This window comes from Martinezella dioscoreae (genome assembly GCF_009176305.1).
GTDB classification, from domain to species: Bacteria; Pseudomonadota; Alphaproteobacteria; order Rhizobiales; family Rhizobiaceae; genus Rhizobium; species Rhizobium dioscoreae.
In genome coordinates, this window is the sequence record NZ_BLAJ01000005.1 from 431,427 (window position 1) to 437,426 (window position 6,000).

General features: G+C 59.0%; 6 protein-coding genes. 1 reads left to right on the forward strand and 5 read right to left on the reverse strand.

Features of this window, described 5'->3' with window-relative positions; translation table 11 throughout:
* The first annotated feature begins 64 nt into the window (after nucleotides 1-64).
* The gene (locus tag GDN47_RS22900) at nucleotides 65-1,318 is read left to right on the forward strand and encodes a GGDEF domain-containing protein (protein WP_173002543.1); all 1,254 of its coding nucleotides are present in this window, start codon (nucleotides 65-67) and stop codon (nucleotides 1,316-1,318) included.
* Nucleotides 1,319-1,457: 139 nt separating this feature from the next.
* Here GDN47_RS22900 and pstB read toward each other — a convergent pair whose 3' ends face one another.
* From pstB to GDN47_RS22925, 5 genes are all read right to left on the reverse strand, one after another.
* Complete coding sequence (pstB, locus tag GDN47_RS22905) at nucleotides 1,458-2,294, reverse strand: phosphate ABC transporter ATP-binding protein PstB (RefSeq protein WP_095434490.1); 837 nt, start codon at nucleotides 2,292-2,294, stop codon at nucleotides 1,458-1,460.
* A 29-nt stretch (nucleotides 2,295-2,323) separates the two neighbouring features.
* A complete protein-coding gene (gene pstA, locus GDN47_RS22910) occupies nucleotides 2,324-3,175 on the reverse strand; it encodes a phosphate ABC transporter permease PstA (protein ID WP_113328999.1) in 852 nt (283 codons plus the stop codon).
* 10 nt (nucleotides 3,176-3,185) lie between these two features.
* Nucleotides 3,186-4,157, reverse strand: coding sequence for a phosphate ABC transporter permease subunit PstC (gene pstC / locus GDN47_RS22915; protein ID WP_113354732.1), 972 nt, complete (start codon nucleotides 4,155-4,157; stop codon nucleotides 3,186-3,188).
* Nucleotides 4,158-4,233: 76 nt separating this feature from the next.
* Nucleotides 4,234-5,259 carry a phosphate ABC transporter substrate-binding protein PstS gene (pstS, locus tag GDN47_RS22920; RefSeq protein WP_113329001.1) on the reverse strand — a complete coding sequence of 342 codons (1,026 nt, stop codon included), beginning with the start codon at nucleotides 5,257-5,259 and terminating at the stop codon, nucleotides 4,234-4,236.
* Nucleotides 5,260-5,522: 263 nt separating this feature from the next.
* Nucleotides 5,523-5,867: a cupin domain-containing protein gene (locus GDN47_RS22925; RefSeq protein ID WP_113329002.1), complete on the reverse strand. Its 345-nt coding sequence runs from the start codon at nucleotides 5,865-5,867 to the stop codon at nucleotides 5,523-5,525.
* Between the last annotated feature and the right edge of the window lie 133 nt (nucleotides 5,868-6,000).

Here is a 6,000-nt window from a genome sequence, read left to right on the forward strand (position 1 = left end):
GCCGATCGCGGAAATCGTCGTGCCGCTCGCGCCGACGGCCCCCAAAAAGCGGAGACGTCCGATCGTGCTGAATATGACCACAGGCCTGACCATCTGGTGCTCGGAAGCCATAACCCTGGCGACCGTTCTCCTTCTTGCCTGGAGGCATGATCGCAAATCCCCAGCCTATTTGATCTGGGCACTCGGCTTCACGGTCAGCGCTGTGGGATTCGCCTTGGTGGCTGCCCGAGGCCTCATTCCCGACATTTGGTCGATCCAGATCGGCAATGCCGTGGCCCTGCTCGGCGAGAGCGCGTGGATCGTCGGATTTCGCGTCATGGACAAGCGCAAGCTGGAATGGTCGGCATTCCTGCCGCCAGCCATCTGGATCGTCGGCGTCAGCCTTCCCTGGGTCACCGGCAATTTCGCTAATCGCGTCGTCGTCTATGACCTAGCCGGCGCAGTCGGCGCGACCTTGCTTGCCTTCGCTGTGCATCCCGGAGACGGCCGACGGGAGCCGGCACGCGGACAACTCGGCATCGTCTTCGTGGCGCTCGCCTGCTTCTGTTTCGGTTCGGCTCTCTGGATGGTGCTTGCTGCCCCTTCGCTGGACGAGGCCATGATCTATCGTGGCTACATGGCGCTTGGCTACGGGCTGCTCATCATCATCGCCATCGTTCTCAATGGCAAGCTTCTCATGGAACGCGCCGAGCGCCGTTGGCGGGCAATATCCATCACCGATACTTTGACGGGAGTTCTGAACCGGCGCGGGCTTCAGGAAAGCTACGAGATTCTCGTCGGCAAGGGGCAGCAACAACCGCAAAAGCTTGCCGCCCTGTTATTCGATCTCGACCATTTCAAGAAGATCAACGACCGCCATGGCCACCAGGCAGGCGATGCGGTTCTGGTCGAGTTTGCCCGCATCGCGCGTCAGTTCGTGCCTCGCACTGGCGCATTCGGCAGAATGGGCGGAGAGGAATTCGTCGCCTTCGTTCCGATAGACGAGCAATCGCAGGCCGAAGCGCTGGCGGAAACCATCCGCGCCGATTTCTGCCGCGTGCCGCTGCTTGCTGGTCGCTCGCTGGTGCCGGCAACCGTCAGCATCGGCGTCTCGATCATGCCCCACGATACCGTCAGCTGGGATCGATTGGTCTCTTTCGCAGACCGTGCGCTTTACGCCGCCAAACGCGCAGGCCGCAACTGCACTATCGTCTTCAATGAAATGGAGACTGCGAGGGAGCCCGACGCGGCGACCGCAGCGGATGAAGGCGAGCTTGTGCCGACGCTCGACGACCAGATCCACGCCTTGCGGCGCATGGGCACGCTCGCGAGGATGTGATCGGCTCATTCGGCACACCCATCCTATAAGCTTTCTCTTGACCAAATGGTGCGAGTGCCGAACAAGGCCGCCATTCTCAAACGAAAAGACGCGCCTGAAAGGCGCGCCTTCGCAAATTGTGCGGCAATGTCCAGCCGTATCAGCCGTAACGACCGGTGATATAGTCTTCCGTGCGCTTGACCTTCGGCGCCTGGAAGATCTGTTCGGTCGCGCCGTATTCGATCAGCTCGCCCAGATACATGAAGGCGGTGCTGTCGGAGATACGGCTTGCCTGCTGCATATTGTGCGTGACGATGACGATGGTGAAATCGCCCTTCAGCTGCGACACCAGTTCCTCGACCTTGGCGGTCGAGATCGGGTCAAGAGCCGAGGTGGGCTCGTCGAGCAGGAGGACTTCGGGACGAATGGCGATGGCGCGGGCGATACAGAGGCGCTGCTGCTGGCCACCGGAAAGGCCAAGTCCGCTCTGGTGCAGCTTGTCCTTGACTTCGCTCCACAGTGCCGTTTCCGTCAGCGCCGCCTCGACGCGGGCGTCCATTTCCGCCTTGGAGATCTTCTCATAGAGGCGGATGCCGAAAGCGACGTTCTCGTAGATGGACATCGGGAACGGCGTCGGCTTCTGGAACACCATGCCGACCTTGGCGCGCAGATCGTTGAGATCGACGTCCTTGGTGAGGATGTTGCGGCCATCCAGCAGAATTTCGCCAGCCACGGTCTGACCGGGGTAAAGATCATACATGCGGTTGAAGGTGCGCAGCAGCGTGGACTTGCCGCAACCCGAAGGGCCGATGAAGGCGGTGACCGCGTTCTTGCGGATATTCATATTCACACTCTTCAGAACGCGATGGCCGTTCTGATAGGTGAAATCGAGGTTCTTCACCTCGAGCTTCGCGAGCGCACCGAGATCCGACTGGGAAGCGGCGTCCTTCCCCTGTTGTGCGTTGACGCTCTGAAATTTGCTGTCGCTCATGTTCATGGTCTCATTCCTATCGTTCGACGGCTGCGTCATTGACGGCGCCCACTCAAGACACGGGCAAGGATGTTCAGGGCAAGGATGGCGACGGTGATGATCAGCGCACCGGCCCAGGCCAGTTGTTTGAGATCCTCGCCAGCATCGGCGGCAAGCGTGTTGATGGCAACCGGCAGCGTGGCGATCGGACCGGTCAGGCCCGTATTCATGAATTTGCTATAGCCGGCAGTGAAGAGAAGCGGTGCGGTTTCGCCGCTGATGCGGGCGATGGCCAGCAGAATGCCGGTGAGAATACCGGTCCAGGCGGAACGGTAGATCACCATCATCATGGACTTCCAGCGCGGCGCACCGAGCGCGGCAGTCGCCTCGCGAAGCGCATTCGGCACCAGTAACAGCATGTCCTGCGTCGTCCGGTTGACAACCGGAAGAGCGATCAGCGCCAGCGCTAGAATGCCCGCGATGGCGGAATTGCCGTGCATGGGCACGACCACGGCGCCGTAGACGAACACGCCGACGATGATCGAGGGTGCTGACAGCAGAATGTCGTTGATGAATTTGGCGACCTCGGCAAGCTTGGTGCCGTTGGCATATTCCACCAGGTAGGTACCGGCTAGAATGCCGATCGGCGCTGCGATCAGAATGGCACAGCCGGTGACCAGCACCGTGCCGTAGATTGCGTTTATCAGACCGCCGCGCGAGCCCTGAGCCGGGATCGACATGGTGAACACGTCGAGGCTGAGCGCCGATACACCGCGATAAACCAGGCTGACAAGGATCACGCTGAGAAAGAATATGCCGAGAATGGCCGCGAGGAAGGACAGGGCCATCATCACCTTGTTCTTCGTATAACGCCTCGACACGAGATTCTGACGAACTGCATTTTCCATGGTTTTTTCCTCAGAGCGAGTCGCCGCGGCCGATCATCCATCTCGCCACTGCAAGCACGCAGAAGGAAAGGACGAACAGGAGCAGGCCGAGCGCGATCAGGCTCGACAATTGCAGACCGTCGGCATCGCCGAAGTTGTTCGCGATCTGGGCGGAAATGGTCGTGGACGGCGAAATGATCGACGATTGCAGACGGCTTACCGAGCCGACGACGAAGGTCACAGCCATGGTTTCGCCAAGCGCGCGGCCAAGGCCAAGCATGATGCCTCCGACGAGGCCACGGCGTGTATAAGGGATCAGGATGTGGCGGGCCACTTCCCATGTCGTCATGCCCATGCCGTAGGCGGATTCGCGCAGCATCGGCGGCACGGTGCTGAACACGTCGCGGGAGATTGCGGTGATGAACGGCAGGATCATGACGGCGAGCACGAGGCTTGCCGTCAGCAGGCCGACGCCCGGGGCCGGCGGCTGGAACAGCAGACCGATCACCGGCACCTGGCCGACCGTAGAGATAAGGAATGGCAATATATAGTTCTGCATGAGCGGCACGAGAATGAACAGGCCGACGATGCCGTAGATAATGGAGGGAACGCCTGCCAGAAGCTCGATGGCCGTACTGATTGGACGGCGCAGGCTGCCGGGGCAAAGTTCCGTCAGGAATATGGCGATGCCGATGCCGAGGGGAACGGCAATCAGCATGGCGATGAACGAACTTACAAGCGTACCGACCACGGCGGGCACGGCGCCATAAATATCAGCCGGCGCGCTCCACTTGGTGCCCCAGAGAAACGACAAGCCAAAGGTCTGAAATGTGGGCAAGGCATCGATGACAAGAACCACGAGGATTGCCAGCAGCAGAAGCACGACAAGAACAGCCGAGCCAAGCGTCATCAAATAGAAAATCCGATCCTGGATTCGGAATTTTCTGGTCGCGGCGGAGGTATTCACAGCCTGGAAGCCCGCCATTTGAGTCGCGTCAGCCATCGATTTCCCCTTGTCCTGTCACGAAAGGCGGACAGGGAAATACCCTGCCCGCCGCAACTTTCTCGCCTAGCACAAATTACTTCGTGCCAAAGTCCGTCTTCCAAGACTTCTCAACGATCTCGACAACATTGTCCGGGACCGCGAGATAAGACAGGGCGGTCGCGTCCTTCTGGCCATGCTCATAGGACCACTTGAAGAACTTCAGTGCCTCTTCGTTCTTAGCAGCATCGGCCGGCTTCTTATAGAGCAGAACCCAGGTCGAGGCAGCAATCGGCCAGCTCTTTTCGCCCGGCTGATTGGTGATGATCAGGTTGAAGTTCTTGGCCTTGGCCCAGTCGGCGTTGGAAGCGGCAGCCTTGAAGGTTTCCAGGCTCGGCTCGATAACCTTGCCGGCAGCATTCTTCATCTTCGCGAAACCGATGTGGTTGGCGACGACGTAGGAATATTCAACGTAGGAGATCGAACCAGCCGTCTGGTTGACGGTCGTGGAAACGCCTTCCGAACCCTTGGCGCCGAAACCGACCGGCCATTCAACAGCCGTGTTCGAGCCAACCTTTTCCTTCCACTCCGGCGAAACCTTCGACAGGTAGTCGGTGAAGTTGAAGGTCGTGCCCGAGCTGTCGGCGCGGTAAACGACCGAGATCGGCGTGGACGGCAGCTTTACATCGGGGTTGAGAGCCTTGATGGCTGCATCGTCCCACTTGGCGATCTTGCCAAGGAAGATGTCAGCCAGCGTCTTGCCGTCGAGAACGAGTTCGCCCGGCTTTACGCCTTCGACATTATAGGAAACGACGATGCCGCCGGAGATCATCGGGAACTGGGCAATGCCGTTCTTCTCGAGGTCGGCGTCGCTCATGGGCTTGTCCGAAGCGCCGAATACGATGGTCTTGTCGAGAAGCTGCTTGATGCCGGCGCCCGAACCAACCGACTGATAGTTGACGACATTGTTCGTCGCAGCCTTGTAGCCTTCAGCCCACTTGGACAGAACCGGTGCGATGAAGCTCGAGCCGGCGCCCGTGATGTCGGCAGCGGAGGCCGAAGCGGACATAGCCGCGATGAGGCCTGCAGTCAGGCAAAGCGAACGGAGTTTCAGGTTAAGCATAGTAGACTCACTTCCTCAAGTGAATGAAAGGATGGCGAGCAGAAGATCGGCGCGAGGTCCCCATGGTAAACGAACCTCCCCGCCTGAAATCTCCCGGCGACAGACTTGGCTCTAAAGACGCATTGTTTCAGTTTGATGACAGTTTAATGAAGCGGCAGTGACACAACCTGCGGCAATCATCACGGCCATCGCGGAACGGCAGGAAATGAAGCGCGCCAAAGGGCGCATGAACGCGAACTTCATGTTCTAATTCAAGAGCATCGTCAAAGACGGATCACATAATCCTTGCGAGTCGTTTCAATCACTTCCCAGGTCCCCTTGAAGCCCGGCTTCAAGATAAGGCGGTCGCCCGCACGCAGATGAAAGGCCTCGCCATCGTCTGACGTTACAACGGAGTAGCCGGAGAGGATATGGAAGTATTCCCACTCGTCATAGACGACCTTCCATTTGCCAGGCGTCGCCTCCCATATGCCGACGTAAAGGCCGCCATCGGCCTCTTCAACATTCCATGTGCGAAAGATTGGGGCTCCCGAAACGAGGCGATCAGCTGCGGGCGCGCCCGTTTCCGGTTCGATGTCGCTGATGTCCACTGCCAGATAGGTCGTCACAAATGTCTCCTGTCGATTGCCTTATGTGGCTCTCCGCGAACCCAATAAAACGCGAACCCGAAAAGCATATCATCCTGACCTGCCGCCCCATGCCAAGCTCCCACCTTTCAGGGAAACGTCAGAAAACAATGCC